Below are 432 nucleotides of genomic sequence, written 5' to 3'. Positions count from 1 at the left end.
GTGCAAGCCAGCTCGGCGCTGCCAGGACTGTTTCCACCCGTGGAAATTGACGATCAGTACTACGTGGACGGTGCGCTGAAGAAAACCATGCACGCCTCGGTAGCACTGGACGATGGCGTGGACCTGATGATCTGCCTGAACCCGCTGGTTCCGTTTAACGCCACAGCCCCGCAGTTCGACAAGGTCATGCTGCGCGGCATGCCCACCGAGAAACGCAAGATTCCACGCATCGTGGATGGCGGCCTGCCCGCCGTGCTGAGTCAGACCTTCCGCTCCATGATCCACTCCCGCATGGAGCTGGGTATGAAGCACTACGCCCACGCCTACCCCAACACCGACATCGTGTGGATTGAGCCCGACCACCGCGACCCCGAGCTCTACCTGGCCAACACCTTCAGCTACGCACAACGTCGCCATCTGGCCGAGCATGCC

The 432-nt window shown here is 61.6% G+C and carries 1 protein-coding gene; it reads left to right on the top strand.

What is annotated here, in order from left to right:
- On the top strand, positions 1-432 hold a 432-nt coding region (locus AC1D1Y_RS26500; RefSeq protein WP_477684969.1), incomplete at both ends, for a patatin-like phospholipase family protein.

Source organism: Polaromonas sp. P1_G1 (assembly GCF_056405595.1).
Note: the sequence above shows the minus strand (reverse complement) of the source record. Positions and strands in the feature narration are given on the sequence as shown.